We start from the raw sequence: 15754 nt of genomic DNA, 5'->3' as shown, positions 1-15754 counted from the left end.
TAAAAATTTATTTATATAAATTTAATTTATAATATTTATCATTTATATAATTTAAAAAGATTTAACTGTAAACTAATTATTATATATTTTTATTTACTATAAAGATATTTATCCATATAAGTCATGATTAACTTCTTGATTGTAATAACAATTTATAGTTAAAGGTGCATTATATAAAACTGAAATTAGATAAGATTTAATATTTTTTATCTTTACAGTATTTTTTCTCATACACTCCAAAATATACTCTATGTGATGTTGTTTAATACTTAAAAATCTTGATTTAACTAATTTATAAGGATACTTATTTCCTCCTATAATAATATATTCCCTTTCTGCACAGACAATATCACAAATAATTTTATAAAGTTCTTCTACAATTTTTCTATCACAGATGTTTTGAGAATTAATATAATAATCATACTCTATATTCTTTTTAATTATATCAACATAATAATCAATCCCATCATTCATTATTGGATTGATAGGATTGATTGTATTGTTATATTTAGTATTGTTATATTTAATATTGTTATAATTAGTTTCGCTTTTTCCGAAGTCTACAGTTTCATATTTAAGAACTTCTGTTTCCTCTTTTTCCGAAGTTAAGACTTCTGTTTTTCCATATTTTGTACTTATAACTTCTTCATTTTGTGAATTCTGATTTTCAGAATTATAAAATTCTTTATTAAAAATATGTTTTTTATTTTCTATAAAATTTTTTACATAAATAATTGCTGGTTTTCCAAGTCCTCTTCTCTTTCGTTCTATTAATCCAATACCTTTTACATCATCAAGTTCTGCCAAAACTTTTACTCCTTTGTCTTTTCCACAATTTAAGTCCTCCATTACATTTTCAAGTGTATAAATAATATATACTCTATTTTTATCGTCAACCCATCCATTTTTCATTGACATAGCCATACGATCTAACATAAGTCCATATAACAATTTTGCATCAGTTGAAATATTTTTAAATTTTTTATCTTTAATTAAAACTCGTGGAATTCTGTAGAAAGAAAATTGCTCAGCTTCAATTCCATAATAATAGTCAAATTGAAATTTATCTAACATATTTAATTTATCTCCTTTTCAAGTCATTTTTTATTTCATAAAAAAAAGAACTTTTACAAATTTATAAATAATAAGTAAAAGTTCTTTTTATAATTTTTATTTAATTTTATATATAAAATAATTTACCTTTTTAAAAATACATATAAATTTCAAAACTAACAGTTATACAACATAAAATATTGTACTCAAACTGTACTCAAACAAAATACTAAAAGCTCAGAAAGCCTTATTTTTACTGGATTTCTGAGCTTTATTTTTTTATTCGAACTCGATTGTAGCTGGTGGTTTACCTGTACAATCATACATTACACGGTTAACACCTTTAACTTCATTAACTATTCTGTTTGTAACTTTAGCGAGAACTTCCCAAGGAAGCTGAGCAGCATCAGCAGTCATAAAGTCTGATGTATTTACAGCACGAAGGGCGATAGCATAGTCATATGTTCTAAAGTCACCCATAACACCTACTGAACGCATATTTGTTAAAGCTGCAAAATACTGTCCAAGACCTTTATCAATACCAGCTTTTGCAATTTCTTCACGGTAAATGTAATCTGCTTCCTGAACAATTTTAATTTTTTCTTCTGTAACCTCACCAATAATTCTGATACCAAGTCCAGGACCTGGGAATGGCTGACGGAATACAAGATATTCAGGAATTCCAAGTTCAAGACCTACTTTTCTAACTTCGTCTTTGAAAAGCATTCTTAAAGGTTCAACAATCTCTTTAAAATCTACAACGTCTGGAAGCCCTCCAACATTGTGATGAGATTTAATAACAGCTGATTTACCAAGACCAGACTCTATAACGTCTGGATAGATTGTTCCCTGAACGAGGAAATCAACAGCACCAATTTTTTTAGCTTCTTCCTCAAAAACTCGTATAAATTCTTCACCAATAATTTTTCTCTTTGTTTCAGGGTCTTCAACACCTTTTAATTTATCAAGGTATCTTTTCTGAGCATTTACTCTTATAAAATTAAGCTCATAATGTCCTTCTGGTCCAAAAACAGCTTCAACTTCATCACCTTCATTTTTACGAAGGAGACCATGGTCAACAAATACACATGTAAGCTGTTTACCAATAGCTTTTGAGAGAAGAACAGCAGCAACAGATGAGTCAACACCACCTGAAAGAGCACAGAGAACTTTTCCATTACCGATTTTTTCTCTAAGCTGTTCAATAGTTGTTTCAACAAAAGAAGCCATCTGCCAGTCACCAGCACAACCACAAACTTTGTAAACAAAGTTGCTAAGCATTTTCATACCTTCAGCAGTATGCATAACTTCTGGATGGAACTGTGTAGCATAAAAATTCTTTTCAGGGCAAGCCATGGCAGCAACAGGACATACTGGAGTATGAGCTGTTATTTTAAAACCGTCTGGCACCTGTGAGATATAGTCTGTATGGCTCATCCAACATACAGTTTTTTCTGATACACCATCAAAAATAACATCTGTTGTATCAACTTCAACTTCTGTATGGCCATACTCACTTACAGGTGCTGTCTCAACCTTTCCATCTAATGTATAAGCCATAAGCTGTGAACCATAGCATATACCAAGAATAGGAATACCCATTTCAAATATTTCTTTTGCTATGTGAGGAGACTCCTCATCATAAACGCTGTTTGGTCCACCTGTAAAAATAATTCCCTTAGGATTTAATGCTTTGATTTCTTCAAGTGGCATTGTATAAGGTTTAACTTCGCAATATACGTTACATTCTCTGACACGTCTTGCAATAAGCTGATTATACTGTCCACCAAAATCAAGAACAATAACTAATTCGTGATTCATTGATTTACCTCCGTTAAAAATATTGTACTATTTTTAAAGCGACTATTTATATCCTATCATATAAAAGGATATTTTACAATAAAATTAAAAATACTGCAATATAATATTTTTAATTATAAAAACATATTTTTTTATTATTTTTTAATAAAAATAAATAAGCCTCACATATTATCATAAATATTATACCACTTATGAAATATATGAGGCAATATTACCTTAATATTTTATTATCTAAAATATATCGAAGATCATTACATCATTCCCATTCCAGGGTTCTGAGGCATCATATCATTTCCTTTTGAAGGAAGTTCAGCAACAACAGCTTCTGTTGTAAGGAATGTTGAAGCAACAGATGTTGCATTCTGTAATGCACTTCTTGTAACTCTTGTAGGGTCTATAATTCCAGCGTCAACCATGTCAACATATTCTTCTGTAAGGGCATTGAAACCTGTTCCCATAGGAAGTTCTTTTACTTTATTAACAATTACAGAACCTTCAAGTCCAGCATTTGCAGCAATCTGACGCATTGGAGCTTCAAGAGCTTTAAGAACAATCTCTCCACCTGTCTTTTCGTCGCCAGAAAGTGTATCAACAACTTTTCTTACTTCATCAATAGCATGAATGTAAGCTGTACCGCCTCCGGCAAGGATACCTTCCTCAACAGCTGCTCTTGTAGCTGCAAGGGCATCTTCCATACGAAGTTTCTTTTCTTTCATTTCTGTTTCAGTAGCTGCACCAACTTTGATTACTGCAACACCACCAGCAAGTTTTGCAAGTCTTTCCTGAAGTTTTTCTTTGTCAAACTCTGATGTTGTTTCCTCAAGAGATGCTCTTATCTGAGTAATTCTTGCATCAATATCAGCTTTATTTCCAGCACCATCAGCAATAATTGTAAGTTCTTTTTCAACTCTTACTGTTTTTGCACGTCCAAGCATATCAATTGTTGTGTCTTTAAGTTCAAGACCAAGTTCTTCAGATATAACCTGACCACCTGTAAGAGCAGCAATATCAGCAAGCTGAGCTTTTCTTCTGTCACCATATCCAGGAGCTTTTACAGCTACACAAGTGAATGTTCCTCTTAATTTATTTACAACTAATGTTGCTAAAGCTTCGCTTTCAACATCTTCAGCAATTATGAGAAGTTTTCTTCCTGTCTGCATAATCTGTTCAAGTAATGGAATAATGTCCTGAATATTTGAAATTTTTCTGTCTGTAATAAGGATATATGGGTCATCAAGAACAGCAACCATTTTTTCCATATCTGTTGCCATATATGCTGAAAGATATCCTTTGTCAAACTGCATACCTTCAACAAGTTCAAGTTCTGTGTTCATTGTTTTTGATTCTTCAACAGTGATAACACCGTCATTTGTTACTTTTTCCATAGCATCTGCAATCATGAGACCAACTTCGTCATCAGCTGCAGAAACAGCTGCAACTCTTGCAATATGGTTCTTTGTTGTAACAGACTGGCTCATTTTTTTGATTTCTTCAACGGCAGCAGCTGTTGCTTTGTGCATACCTTTTCTTAAAATGATTGCATTTGCACCAGCAGCAATATTTTTAAGACCTTCCTGTATCATAGCCTGTGCAAGAACTGTTGCTGTTGTTGTACCGTCTCCAGCAACATCATTTGTCTGTGTAGCAACCTCTTTAACAAGCTGTGCTCCCATGTTTTCATATGGGTCTTCAAGTTCAATATCTCTTGCAATAGAAACACCGTCATTTGTAATAAGTGGTGAACCAAATTTTCTATCAAGAACAACATTTCTTCCTTTTGGTCCAAGTGTTACTTTTACTGTATCTGCAAGTTTATTTACTCCGGCCTCCATAGCTTTTCTTGCGTCTGTGCCGTATTTAATTTCTTTAGCCATAATCAATTGCCTCCTATTAAATCAATATATAATTATTTATTAATCTTCAATAATTGCAAGAATATCATTCTGTTTTACAACAATATATTCTTCACCTTCAAATTTTACTTCTGTTCCGGCATATTTTGTATATATAACTTTGTCGCCTTCTTTTACAGTCATTTTAACTTCATGTCCGTTTACTTCTCCACCTGGTCCAACAGCAATAACTTCTGCCATCTGTGGTTTTTCTTTTGACTGTGTAGTAAGTATAAGACCACCTTTTGTTTTTTCTTCTGCCTCAAGCTGTTTTATAATAACTTTATCTCCTAATGGTATTAATTTCATATTTATATGCCTCCTTAATCGCAACATCATTGTTATTAGCACTCACTGACTTTGAGTGCTAACCGTTAATATTATATTATCCATTGTGATGATTTTATGCAAACACCATTTTTAATATATATACGGTATATTCATCTTTTTTATTCCAAATATTAATATTTTTAAAGTTTTTCTTTTGTTTTTTTTATTTTTCTCAAAATATCTTCATTTTTTAAAATTTATGGTTATAAAAAGGGCTATTTTACTTTAATTTAATATATTATAAGTTGACAAATATTATTTATGGTTATACTCTTTATTAAAGAAATACAAATTTATTTTATGAAAGGACAAGGCTATAAATGATTAAAACAGATACAAAAATGCTTATATTTGACATGGACGGTCTTATGGTAGATACAGAACGTATGGCTATAGAATCATGGGAAATATGTCTTAAAAAGTTAAACCTTCCTATTGACAGAGAATTTCTTATAAGTCTTATGGGTACAACAAAATTTTCAATATACTCAAAATTTGATGATAAATATGGTAAAGACTTTGACTATGAACATAAAATTCAGCCACAATTTGCACAAAAAAAGATGGAACTTATAATAGCTGAAAAACCTGAAAATCTTAGAAAAAAAGGGCTTATTGAACTTATAAATTTTGCAAAAGAAAACGGATTAAAAATAGCTGTTGCTAGTTCATCAACAAAAGACGAAGTTGAAAAAATACTTAAAAAAGCAGAAGTTATTGACTTTTTTGACTTTATTATATGTGGTGATGAGGTTAAAAATGGAAAACCTGACCCTGAAATATTTTTAAAGGCTGTTGAAAAAGCAGGTGTATCAAAAGAAAATACAATAATACTTGAGGACTCCACAAATGGACTTCTTGCAGCTTATAATGCCGGAATAAAATCAATATTTGTAAAAGATATAGTTTCTCCACCGGAGGAAGTTCTCAAAACTGTATGGAAAAAAGCAGATAGTCTTATTGATGTGATAGATATTATTTAAAATCAAAAAGAGAGGTATTTTAAAAAACACCTCTCTTTTTTTATCATTTAACTATTTTAAGTATATTTTTAAATCTTTCTGTTTGAGAAGCTCCTGTAAGTTCAAAAAGTACAGCTTCCATAGTCACAGGACAGGCCCCTTCATATTCCGCTCTTTTTATTGCATATTTTTTATCATTTTTATTTCTTGAACCTGAACAATCCTCAACTATAAAAACATTATACCCTGACTCTCTAAGGTCTATTATTGTTTGAAGTACACAAACATGGGCTTCTGTTCCGAATATAATTATATTTTTAACATTAAGACTATCAATTTTATCTTTTATATCCATATCAGCATAGGCACTGAATGTTATTTTGTCAAAAGGATTATATTCATTAAGAGCATTTTTTATTGTTTCGTGAGTATCTCCCAAGCCTTTTTTATACTGCTCTGTAACTATAACAGGAACACCTAAAATATTTAAACCCTTTATAAGTTTTTCACTGTTTTCAACAATCTTTTTCCAATTATCTATGGCAGGAAGAAGTTTTGTCTGTAAATCTATTGCAATAGCAACTGTATCATTTGAAAATATTCTCATTTTTTCTCCCCTTTCTCAAATTTATGCTGTGATGACATACATTGACCGCTCATACTACAACCACTGCAACCACCTCCACATCCTGTGGATTTTCCTTTTTTCTTTTTAGTTATATTATAATGTATAACAGCAATAACAATAAGAACAGCTGAAGCAGCAACAATTAAATCTATTATTTCCATGGGAAACACCTCCCTTATTTTTTATTATATATCATTTTATTATATTAACGAAAGTTTATTAAAATTATACTGTGTAAAGTCATCTGTAACACAATTTGCTGGTGAAATATCCTGATTTCCACTTGTAGGATTTTTATATCCAAGAACTTTCATTCTAGCATTAATTCCCGCCTTAACTCCATTTGTAGAGTCCTCTACAACAATACATTCAGAAGGCTCTACTCCTAAAACTTCAGCAGCTTTTAAAAATATATCTGGAGCCGGTTTACTTTTTTCCATATCATCGCCACTTATAACAGCGTCAAACAAATTTCTCTCATCTAACGCATCAAGAACAGTATATATAAGCTCATAGGAAGAAGAACTTGCAACAGCAGTTTTTATGCCGTTATTCTTTATATCCACAAGGAGCTCTCTTGCACCTTTTACACCGTCAACACCTTCATTTATAAAAAGCTCTTTTATAATCTCCTCTCGTCTTTCTCCAGCTTCTTTTGTGCTTTTTTCAAAGCCAAGTTCATCTCTCCATTTTCCAAATCTCTCAAATGTATTTGTTCCTGCACCTTTCATAACAAATTCAATATCCATATCAAAACCAAGCTCTGAAAGTGCCATTAAATCAGCTTTATAATGAGCCTCTTGGCTGTTTATTAAAACTCCGTCCATGTCAAATATAACCGCTTTTATCATCAAAAAATCCCCTTTTTCTCTATTATTTTATTTCATATTAAGTGTATTATAAATTATTGTCAATACTTCTTCTCTATGATATCATCAATTTTGAGGTGATTTTTTTGAAAACAATTATATCTCCAGCAAAAAATATGGTTACAATAGATAATATTAAAAAACCTATTATAAAAGAGAATATAAAACCCCAAACCATAGAAATATACAATAAACTTAAAAATTTTAATGTTGGTGATTTTTCTGCATATATGAATGTGAATAATGATATAGCTTTAAAATCTTTTATTTATTATCAGGATATAGATTTTGAAGGTTTTGGAACTCCTGCAATTTTTTCTTACAATGGAATACAGTATAAAAATATAGAACCTTTTAGTTTTAATGATGATGATATAAGTTTTGCTTCAAATCATATATCAATTATAAGTGCTTTTTACGGTCTTTTAAAGGCAGATACTCCTATACAGCCCTATCGTCTTGAAATGGGTGGAAAAATTAATTTTGATGGTGAAAATTTATATAAATTGTGGGGTACTTCTATATATTGTGAACTATTCAAAAATGAAACAACTGTTTTAAATCTTGCTTCTGATGAATACTCAAAAGCTATAAAACCATTTTTAAATGACAATGACAATTTTATAACAGTAAAATTCATGAAATATTCAAAAGGAAAATATAAAACATTTGCCACAGATGCAAAAATATCCCGTGGGAAAATGGTTAATTTCATAGTAAAAAATAAAATTAATAATTTAGAAGATATTAAAAACTTTTGTGAAAACGATTATAATTTCTCTGAAAATTTTTCTGATAAAAATAATTTTGTTTTTTGTAAATGACATAATAAAAAGCCAATGAATACATATTCATTGGCTTTAATATTAAAATATATTAAATAAATTCTGAAAGTCTTGATTTTCCTAATTTAGGCATTTCAACTTCAAAGTTATCAGCAATAGTAGCTCCAATATCGGCAAATGTTTTGCTTTCTTCCAAAATTCCACTGCCTTTCATTGAAGGTGAATAAGCTATAAAAGGAACTTCCTCCCTTGTATGGTCTGTTCCTGTATATGTTGGGTCATTTCCATGGTCTGCTGTTATTATGAGAAGGTCATCATATTTAAGTTTATCTATTACAACTCCAAGATTTTTATCAAATTTCTCAATTTCTTTTCCATATCCAATAGGGTCTCTACGATGTCCCCAAAGAGCATCAAAGTCAACAAGATTTACAAAACAAAGTCCTGTAAAATCTCTATCCATAATCTCTATTGTTTGTTCCATACCATGAACAGAGCTCTTTGATTTATTGCCTTCTGTTATACCTTCTCCGTCAAATATATCTTTTATTTTTCCAACAGATATAACATCAAAGCCACCATCTTTTAAGAAATCAAGGACAGTTTTTCCATAAGGTTTAAGGGCATAATCATGACGATTACTTGTTCTTTTAAATTCACCCTTTTTCTTTCCAACATAAGGACGAGCTATAACTCTACCTACTTTCCACTCATCTTTTAAAGTAAGTTCCCTTGCTATTTCACAACAACGATAAAGCTCATCGAGTCCAAATGTCTCCTCATTACCGCATATCTGAAGAACAGAGTCAGCAGAAGTATAAACAATCATATTTCCTGTTGCAATTTCTTCTTCTGCCAATTCGTCAAGTATTTCTGTACCACTAGCACTTTTGTTTCCTATAACTTTATGTCCTGTACGTTTTTCAAGTTCTTTTATAAGCTCTTTTGGGAAACCTGTTTCAGTGAATGTTTGGAAAGGAACATCTACCTTTATACCCATAATCTCCCAATGTCCTGTCATTGTGTCTTTTCCTTTGCTTATCTCATTCATTTTCATAATATAAGCCATAGGTTTTTCTTGTGGTGGAACATTTTTTAAGGGAATAAGATTTCCTATACCAAGTTTTTGGAGGTTTGGTATATTAAAACTTTCCATTTTTTCAGCTATATGTCCTAATGTATTTACATCTTTATCTCCATATTGTGGTGAATCTTCCATTTCACCTACACCCATAGAGTCAACAACTATTGTAAATATTCTTTTATATTTTTTCATTATAATTCTCCTTTCTAAAAAATCACATGGAAAATAGCAGTTTTAAAAATATAAAACTGCATTTTAATGATAAAATATATCCCTAATATATAAAATTATTCTGTTATAGCATTAACAGTCTCAAGAGCAACCTCCATCATCTGACGGAAACCTGTCTGTCTCTCATCGGCAGAAAGTGATGTTCCTTTAACAACATGGTCTGATATTGTGAGTATACAGAGAGCTCTTTTTCCTGCTCTTGCAGCATTCATATAGAGAGCGGCAGACTCCATTTCAACAGCAAGAACATTCATTTTTGCCCAACCTTCATTTACTTTTTCATTATCATTATAAAAAATATCAGATGAAAAAACATTTCCAACTTTAGGCTCAATTCCAAGTTCTTCAGCACAATCAACAGCAGTTTTTAAAAGTTTATAATCTGCTATTGGAGCAAATGTTCCAGCTAAATTATACTGACTTCCATAGTTTGAGTCTGTACTTGAACCCATAGCAATTACTATATCTCTAACATCAGCTTTATCAGATATAGCACCGGCTGTGCCTATTCTTATAATATTTTCAACATCATACATATTAAAAAGTTCATAGGAATATATACCCATTGAAGGCATACCCATTCCACTTCCCATTACAGAAACTCTTTTGCCTTTATATGTTCCTGTATATCCAAACATATTTCTTACAGTATTAAAACAAACAGGATTTTCCAAATATGTCTCTGCAATAAATTTTGCACGAAGAGGGTCTCCAGGCATAATTACTGTTTTTGCTATTTCTCCAATTTTTGCTTTATTATGTGGTGTTCCATTCATATATGCAAATCTCCTTTTTTTATAAATTTTTTCATTATTGGTATAAACAAAATAACACGAATTTTTATAATTTTCAACTATTATTTTGTCTACGCAAGTATTTTAAATTCAAAATACTTATTTTTTAATACTATCCAAAGCTTTTTTAAGTCTTTCCATAGCTTGTGAAAGTACACTTAAAGGGCAAGCTATATTTATTCTCTCAAAACCTTTTCCGCCTTCTCCAAATATATATCCCTCATCATTAAAAAGTAAGGCTTTCTCTATCATAAATTTTTCAAGTTTAATATAATCCATACCTAATTGACGACAATCAAGCCACATAAGATATGTACCCTCAAGTCTTGAAACTTTTATTTCAGGTATATTCTCTCTTATAAAATTTTCAACAAAAATTCTATTTCTGTCTATAACATTTATAAACTGTGAAAGCCATTCTTCACATTTATTATAAGCAACTTCACAAGCTTTATAACCTGCCATATTACAGCCAAAAACACCATTATTCATTCTATATTTATAAAGTTTTTTTCTTGTCTCATAATCTGAAATTATAATATTTGATGTCATAAGACCTGCTGTATTAAATATTTTGCTTGGTGCTGTGCATATTATACTATTTTTTTGAAATTCCTCTGATATTGATGCAAAAACAGTGTGATTATATCCCGGCATAATAATATCATTATGTATTTCATCAGACACAATTTTTATATTATTTTTTATACATATGTCCCCTATCTTTTTGAGTTCTTCTACTGTCCATACTCTACCAACAGGATTATGAGGATTGCATATTATACAAAGTGTATTTTTACTGTCTTTTGCTTTATTTTCAAAATCCTCAAAATTTATTTTATATTCTCCATTGTTTTCAACAAGAGGACATTCCACAATATTTCTTCCACCAGATTTTATAGCACTGTAAAAAGGATAATATACAGGAGTAAATATTATAACTCCCTCATCTTTTTCAGTAAAACAATTTACAATATGATATAGTGCAGGAACAACTCCCGGATAGTCAAGTATCCATTCTTTTTCTATATTCCAATTATGACGTCTTTTAAACCAACTAATAACAGCATTATAATAACTATCCTGTGGCTCTGTATATCCCATAACAGAATTTTTAAAATATTCACCTAAAGCCTCTCCTATTTCCGGAGGATTTTTAAATTCCATATCAGCCACAGAAAGAGGAACAATATCATCAGGTATGTTTTTGTATTTTTTATACATACTATTCCATTTTTCAGAACCTGTATTTTTTCTTGATATTACACTTTCAAAATCATATTTCATATTAAAATCACCGCCTTTAATATATAATACCAAAAACAATAGTCTAAAAAAAGACATAAAAAAACCTTCCAAAAAGGAAGGCTTTTTTTAATTATTAAATTATTATTAACAGAATACAAATCCTATCACAAGATATGCAACTACTGCTAAAGCTCCACATACAAGAGAATATGGAAGCTGTGTTTTAACATGGTCAATATGGTCAGAAGCTGCACCTGTTGATGAAAGAACTGTTGTATCTGAAAGTGGAGAACAATGGTCTCCGAAAACTCCACCACCAGCAACAGCTGCAAAGGACGCTATTACAAGAGGTGTAAGAGTATCATTTGTAAAGCTAAAGGCAAGAGGTAAAGCGATAGGCATACATATTGCAAATGTACCCCATGATGAACCTGTTGCAAAAGCCATTATTGCAGATATTATGAATATTATAGCTGGAAGAAGTGAAGGAGAAAGGAAAGACTCACTGAGAGAAACAATATAATTTGCTGTTCCCATATCCTTACTTAAATCATTTACAGAATATGCAAGAGCAAGAAGCATTACGGCAGGTATAGCACCTTTAACACCGTTTGTTGTAGTTTCCATAATTTCTTTAAAAGGTATTCCTTGTATAAGCATACTTATATTCATAAATATTATTACAAAAAGGAATGCTTCCATAGTCTTTGCTGAGTTAAATTTTATGTATGTTCCAATAGCTATTGTTATAATCATAAGAACAGGAAGTATAAAGTTTAAGAATACTCTTGTTTTTATACCTTCATAAGCTTTCATCTCTGTAAGTTCTTTTCCTATAAGAGGAACAGCTCCATCACGAAGAACTTTTCCCTCTTTCATAGCTCTATCTTCAGCTTTTTTCATAGGTCCAAAATCTTTAACTATACCCGAACCAATGAGACCTACAAGAACAACTGCAAATATTGGATAAAAATTAAATGGTATTGCTTTCAAGAAAAGAGCTGATGCGTCCTCTGTTGTAGCTATACAGCCTACACCAACAGCAAGGCTCATAAGATATGCAGCCCAACCTGTAATCGATACAAGGACACTTACAGGGGCTGATGTTGAGTCAGCTATATATGCAAGTTTTTCTCTTGATATTTTAGCTTTATCAGATATACTTCTCATTGTTGAACCTACAAAAAGAGGGCCGAATGAGTCACTGAAATATACAAACATACCTAAAACCCATGATACAAGCTGTACGCCTTTACGACTAAGGTTTTTGTCATGAACAAACTGTGAAAATCCCTGAATAGCTCCTGTTTTTTGAAAATAAGCTACTATAATTCCTATAAATGTGTTTAAGAGCATTACCCAAGAAAAACTTGTTGTTCCAAGACTTTCTTTTAAAAGTGTAGGAAATCCCAAAAGTCCCTGACCAGCCAAAAGTGTTCCTGCAAGACAAGCAACAACAAGAGAAACTATTGTGTTTCTTGTTGCAAAAGAAAGAACAATGGCGAGGAGAGAAGGAACTATTGATATTATTCCCATGTTTACTACTTCTTCCATTTTCATCTACCTTTCATATTAAACTTAAATTTTATAAAAAGGCAGTTTCTAAAAAATGGCAAACAGAAAAATTTTTTACTCATCATCATAATACTATAATCTGCAAAACATTTTAAGAAACCGCCCAATAAACAATTTTAAATAAATTTTTATAATTTATTATAATTTTATAAAGTTATCTGACTTTGTAACTGTTGCTGGAGGAGCTGGGTCAAGATTTCTATCAGCAATATTTAAAATATCCTCTGGTCTTATCCAAGGTCTATTCTGTATAGCACTTGTCTCCTCATGAGTAAGATATCCTTTATATGCTGTAAGGCTTCTTCTAAGATAACCGTCCATTACACAAGCTTCTGCTACGCCATTATTAAGTATTTTCTTAAAGTGTGGAAGAACAGAACCTGCATAAGCTATTGAAGTTGAATTTGCTATCGCTCCTGGTATATTACTTACACAGTAATGAACAATGCCTTCTTCAATATATCTTGGGTCTTCATGAGTTGTCTCATGGAATGATTCTATTGCACCGTTTTCATCATTGCTTATGTCAACAATAACAGAACCTTTTTCCATAAGTTTAAGCATTTCTCTATCTATAAGATACTCATTTGTTCCTTTAGGCCATTTTACACAGTTTAAAACCATGTCTGTCTGTGGAAGTATTTTTTTGATATTTTCTTTTGTACAGAAAGCTGTATTTATTTTTTCATTATACATTCTCTGAACTTCTCTAAGTGTTCCAATATTTATATCCATAACAGTTACCCAGGCACCGAGAGAATGAAGAACTTCTAAAGCTGCGCGTCCAACAACTCCAGCACCAAGTATAAGTACATTCATTCCAGGAGCTCCGCCGAGACCACTTACAAATTTACCTTTTCCACCATTTATTGTGAGCATAGACTCAAGACCGAAAAGAGCACCCTGTTTTCCTGCTGCTTCACAGTTTGAAGAACCATATCTATGAGAGTCCTCTGCTGTAAAAGCAATAACTTTTTTGTCAAGAAGTGCCTGAACTTCCTCTCTGTGAGCTGCTGGGTGTATACAAGTAAATATAATTTGACCTTCTCGAAGCATATCAAATTCATAAGGCTCAAGTTCTTTAACTTTTGTTATGAAATCACATCTTTCATACATTTCTTTTGCTGTATCTACTATTTCAGCACCAGCCTCAACATAGCTTTCATCAGAAAAACCGGCTCTCTCTCCTGCACCTTTTTGTACAAGTACAGTATGACCATCAGCCTTTATTGAAGCGATTTCCACTGGTGTAGCTATTGTTCTGTATTCTCCCTTTTTTATGTCTTTTAATAACCCGAAAACCATTTTTAAAAACTCCTTTTTTTGAACATAATAAAAAAGCACCCTAAGTAAAAGAACTTAAGGTGCCTTATAAACATTTAACAATTTCTTCTGCCCTATTCGAACCAGCTCCCTTCTTATAGTTTGGACAAAAACCATAGAAACAGTACTGCATTTATTCAACACAGTCCCAAGCATTATGCTTTCGGCGAATTTCCCTTTCGTTTACACTACTCTTGATTTTCGCGGCCTCTAAATTCGAACATCATACGTAAATATGATAGTATTCAAAATGTCTTTTGTCAACAGATAAATTTATTTTTATGCATATTTATTGTAATTTTATGTATTTATATGTAAATATGTAGTAAAAATATAGTTATATCTTCAACATAATATACAATACGTTAATATTTTAAAAAGATGTTGAAAAGGATTTTTTATTCTGTTATAATTACAAAGTAAACATTCGCAGAGTAGGATATTATTTGTTAAAACCCTTCGAACGGGGAGTTGTCGAAGAGGGCAAAGTTTTTTACTGCTTATAGTATCCGCATCCCGCTGCTACGCATAGAATGCGGTTTTACTACCTTCTGTGTATAGCAAAAAGGATTATAATATAAAGGAGGTAATAAAATGAATGTTTTAATTGAAAAAATGAGATTATCAGCAGAAGAACTTAAGGACACAAAAAAACTTACTGCCGTAGGTATGCTTACAGCTGTTGCTGTTCTTTTAGGTTTTTTTGCAACTATTCAAATTGGCGACTCTTTAAAAATAGGTTTTTCTTTTGTTGCCAATGAACTTACAGCCATGTTTTTCGGTCCTGTAACTGGCGGAATTATGGCTGGTGTTTCAGACATTTTAAAACTTATAGTTAAACCAACAGGGGCATATTTCCCTGGATTTACTGTAAGTGCTGTTTTAGGCGGAATGATTTATGGATTTATACTTTACAAACAGCCTATAAGTCTTAAAAGAATAATAATTTCAAAACTTATTGTCACAATATTTATAAATACTCTTCTCAATACATATTGGTTAAGCCTTATGTTGGGAAAAGGGTTTTTAATTCTTCTTTCTGGAAGAATACTTAAACAGATTATAATGTTGCCTATTGAAACATTTGTATTCTATATAGTTGCAAAACCTGTTGAAAAAATAGTAAATAATTTTCACTTTAAGAGAATATAAATAAAAA

General features: G+C 31.3%; 15 protein-coding genes and 2 riboswitches. Of the genes, 3 read left to right on the top strand and 12 right to left on the bottom strand.

The window, feature by feature from the left end; genetic code table 11:
• Positions 1-108: 108 nt before the first annotated feature.
• The 4 genes from B5E58_RS04425 to B5E58_RS04410 all read right to left on the bottom strand — a co-directional run bounded on the left by B5E58_RS04425 (position 109) and on the right by B5E58_RS04410 (position 5075).
• Complete coding sequence (locus tag B5E58_RS04425; RefSeq protein WP_088108481.1) at positions 109-1074, bottom strand: DUF6017 domain-containing protein; 966 nt, start codon at positions 1072-1074, stop codon at positions 109-111.
• A 258-nt stretch (positions 1075-1332) separates the two neighbouring features.
• Positions 1333-2874: a glutamine-hydrolyzing GMP synthase gene (guaA, locus tag B5E58_RS04420; protein ID WP_088108480.1), complete on the bottom strand. Its 1542-nt coding sequence runs from the start codon at positions 2872-2874 to the stop codon at positions 1333-1335.
• A gap of 251 nt (positions 2875-3125) precedes the next feature.
• Positions 3126-4748 carry a chaperonin GroEL gene (gene groL, locus B5E58_RS04415; protein ID WP_088108479.1) on the bottom strand — a complete coding sequence of 541 codons (1623 nt, stop codon included), beginning with the start codon at positions 4746-4748 and terminating at the stop codon, positions 3126-3128.
• 39 nt (positions 4749-4787) lie between these two features.
• Positions 4788-5075 carry a co-chaperone GroES gene (locus tag B5E58_RS04410; protein ID WP_088108478.1) on the bottom strand — a complete coding sequence of 96 codons (288 nt, stop codon included), beginning with the start codon at positions 5073-5075 and terminating at the stop codon, positions 4788-4790.
• A 341-nt stretch (positions 5076-5416) separates the two neighbouring features.
• On the opposite strand from B5E58_RS04410, the gene B5E58_RS04405 reads away from it, so the two are divergent.
• Positions 5417-6079, top strand: coding sequence for an HAD family hydrolase (locus B5E58_RS04405; RefSeq protein ID WP_088108477.1), 663 nt, complete (start codon positions 5417-5419; stop codon positions 6077-6079).
• A gap of 43 nt (positions 6080-6122) precedes the next feature.
• Here the strand turns inward: B5E58_RS04405 and B5E58_RS04400 are convergent, their stop codons facing one another.
• The 3 genes from B5E58_RS04400 to B5E58_RS04390 are packed head-to-tail and all read right to left on the bottom strand — an operon-like array spanning position 6123 to position 7537.
• Positions 6123-6665: an isochorismatase family protein gene (locus B5E58_RS04400; protein WP_088108476.1), complete on the bottom strand. Its 543-nt coding sequence runs from the start codon at positions 6663-6665 to the stop codon at positions 6123-6125.
• A complete protein-coding gene (locus tag B5E58_RS04395) occupies positions 6662-6847 on the bottom strand; it encodes a FeoB-associated Cys-rich membrane protein (protein WP_088108475.1) in 186 nt (61 codons plus the stop codon). Before B5E58_RS04395 ends, B5E58_RS04400 begins: the two co-directional genes overlap by 4 nt.
• Positions 6848-6886: 39 nt before the next feature.
• Complete coding sequence (locus B5E58_RS04390; protein ID WP_088108474.1) at positions 6887-7537, bottom strand: HAD family hydrolase; 651 nt, start codon at positions 7535-7537, stop codon at positions 6887-6889.
• Positions 7538-7641: 104 nt separating this feature from the next.
• On the opposite strand from B5E58_RS04390, the gene yaaA reads away from it, so the two are divergent.
• Positions 7642-8379 (top strand): peroxide stress protein YaaA, encoded by a 738-nt coding sequence (yaaA, locus tag B5E58_RS04385; RefSeq protein ID WP_088108473.1) that lies wholly within the window; start codon positions 7642-7644, stop codon positions 8377-8379.
• 52 nt (positions 8380-8431) lie between these two features.
• Here yaaA and B5E58_RS04380 read toward each other — a convergent pair whose 3' ends face one another.
• From B5E58_RS04380 to B5E58_RS04360, 5 genes are all read right to left on the bottom strand, one after another.
• Positions 8432-9616, bottom strand: a complete 1185-nt coding sequence (locus B5E58_RS04380) for a phosphopentomutase (protein WP_088108472.1) — start codon at positions 9614-9616, stop codon at positions 8432-8434.
• A 95-nt stretch (positions 9617-9711) separates the two neighbouring features.
• On the bottom strand, positions 9712-10431 hold the full coding sequence (gene deoD, locus B5E58_RS04375) for a purine-nucleoside phosphorylase (RefSeq protein WP_088108471.1): 720 nt from the start codon (positions 10429-10431) through the stop codon (positions 9712-9714).
• A gap of 117 nt (positions 10432-10548) precedes the next feature.
• Positions 10549-11736 (bottom strand): MalY/PatB family protein, encoded by a 1188-nt coding sequence (locus tag B5E58_RS04370; protein ID WP_088108506.1) that lies wholly within the window; start codon positions 11734-11736, stop codon positions 10549-10551.
• 105 nt (positions 11737-11841) lie between these two features.
• The gene (locus tag B5E58_RS04365; RefSeq protein WP_088108470.1) at positions 11842-13251 is read right to left on the bottom strand and encodes a Na+/H+ antiporter NhaC family protein; all 1410 of its coding nucleotides are present in this window, start codon (positions 13249-13251) and stop codon (positions 11842-11844) included.
• Positions 13252-13410: 159 nt separating this feature from the next.
• The gene (locus tag B5E58_RS04360) at positions 13411-14577 is read right to left on the bottom strand and encodes an alanine dehydrogenase (RefSeq protein WP_088108469.1); all 1167 of its coding nucleotides are present in this window, start codon (positions 14575-14577) and stop codon (positions 13411-13413) included.
• A 94-nt stretch (positions 14578-14671) separates the two neighbouring features.
• Positions 14672-14816: riboswitch (Lysine riboswitch) on the bottom strand.
• A gap of 207 nt (positions 14817-15023) precedes the next feature.
• Positions 15024-15119, top strand: a riboswitch (THF riboswitch).
• Between the two features lie 70 nt (positions 15120-15189).
• On the opposite strand from B5E58_RS04360, the gene B5E58_RS04355 reads away from it, so the two are divergent.
• Positions 15190-15747, top strand: a complete 558-nt coding sequence (locus B5E58_RS04355) for a folate family ECF transporter S component (protein WP_088108468.1) — start codon at positions 15190-15192, stop codon at positions 15745-15747.
• Positions 15748-15754 lie beyond the last annotated feature (7 nt).

Origin of the sequence: Tyzzerella sp. An114, assembly GCF_002161055.1 — a bacterium.
GTDB classification, from domain to species: domain Bacteria; phylum Bacillota; class Clostridia; order Lachnospirales; family Anaerotignaceae; genus Fimicola; species Fimicola cottocaccae.
Note: the sequence above shows the minus strand (reverse complement) of the source record. Positions and strands in the feature narration are given on the sequence as shown.

Excerpts from the sequence above, each read along its gene's own strand:
- B5E58_RS04355 (WP_088108468.1), top strand. The coding sequence starts at position 15,190 with ATGAATGTTTTAATTGAAAAAATGAGATTATCAGCAGAAGAACTTAAG.
- B5E58_RS04390 (WP_088108474.1), bottom strand. The coding sequence starts at position 7,537 with ATGATAAAAGCGGTTATATTTGACATGGACGGAGTTTTAATAAACAGC.
- B5E58_RS04370 (WP_088108506.1), bottom strand. The coding sequence starts at position 11,736 with ATGAAATATGATTTTGAAAGTGTAATATCAAGAAAAAATACAGGTTCT.
- guaA (WP_088108480.1), bottom strand. The coding sequence starts at position 2,874 with ATGAATCACGAATTAGTTATTGTTCTTGATTTTGGTGGACAGTATAAT.
- B5E58_RS04425 (WP_088108481.1), bottom strand. The coding sequence starts at position 1,074 with ATGTTAGATAAATTTCAATTTGACTATTATTATGGAATTGAAGCTGAG.
- B5E58_RS04360 (WP_088108469.1), bottom strand. The coding sequence starts at position 14,577 with ATGGTTTTCGGGTTATTAAAAGACATAAAAAAGGGAGAATACAGAACA.
- B5E58_RS04380 (WP_088108472.1), bottom strand. The coding sequence starts at position 9,616 with ATGAAAAAATATAAAAGAATATTTACAATAGTTGTTGACTCTATGGGT.
- B5E58_RS04395 (WP_088108475.1), bottom strand. The coding sequence starts at position 6,847 with ATGGAAATAATAGATTTAATTGTTGCTGCTTCAGCTGTTCTTATTGTT.
- B5E58_RS04410 (WP_088108478.1), bottom strand. The coding sequence starts at position 5,075 with ATGAAATTAATACCATTAGGAGATAAAGTTATTATAAAACAGCTTGAG.
- B5E58_RS04365 (WP_088108470.1), bottom strand. The coding sequence starts at position 13,251 with ATGGAAGAAGTAGTAAACATGGGAATAATATCAATAGTTCCTTCTCTC.
- deoD (WP_088108471.1), bottom strand. The coding sequence starts at position 10,431 with ATGAATGGAACACCACATAATAAAGCAAAAATTGGAGAAATAGCAAAA.
- groL (WP_088108479.1), bottom strand. The coding sequence starts at position 4,748 with ATGGCTAAAGAAATTAAATACGGCACAGACGCAAGAAAAGCTATGGAG.
- B5E58_RS04400 (WP_088108476.1), bottom strand. The coding sequence starts at position 6,665 with ATGAGAATATTTTCAAATGATACAGTTGCTATTGCAATAGATTTACAG.
- B5E58_RS04405 (WP_088108477.1), top strand. The coding sequence starts at position 5,417 with ATGATTAAAACAGATACAAAAATGCTTATATTTGACATGGACGGTCTT.